Raw genomic sequence first — 371 nt, forward strand, 5'->3', positions numbered from 1 at the left:
CGACCTTCATCGCCGAATTCTCGACCGACAAGCGCCGCGGCTTCATGGGCAGCTTCCTCGAATTCGGTACGCTGATCGGCTATGTGATGGGTGCGGGCGTCGTCGCGCTGCTCACGGCGTCGCTGTCGCAGGAAGCGCTGCTGTCGTGGGGCTGGCGCGTGCCGTTCCTGATCGCGGGTCCGCTCGGCCTGATCGGTCTCTACATCCGCATGAAGCTCGAGGAAACGCCTGCGTTCAAGCGCCAGGCCGAGGAGCGCGAAGCGCAGGACAAGGCCGTGCCGAAGGCGCGTTTCCGCGAAACGCTGCTGCGCAACTGGCGCGCGCTGCTGCTCTGCGTCGGTCTCGTGCTGATCTTCAACGTGACCGACTAC

Annotated in this window: 1 protein-coding gene; it reads left to right on the forward strand. The window is 65.5% G+C overall.

Going from position 1 to position 371, the window contains the following annotated elements:
* Window positions 1–371 (forward strand): MFS transporter (locus HMPREF3115_RS32085; protein ID WP_256275933.1); only part of this gene is annotated, 371 nt, incomplete at both ends.

The organism is Burkholderia sp. HMSC10F09, from assembly GCF_001806955.1.
Classification (GTDB): Bacteria; Pseudomonadota; Gammaproteobacteria; order Burkholderiales; family Burkholderiaceae; genus Burkholderia; species Burkholderia multivorans.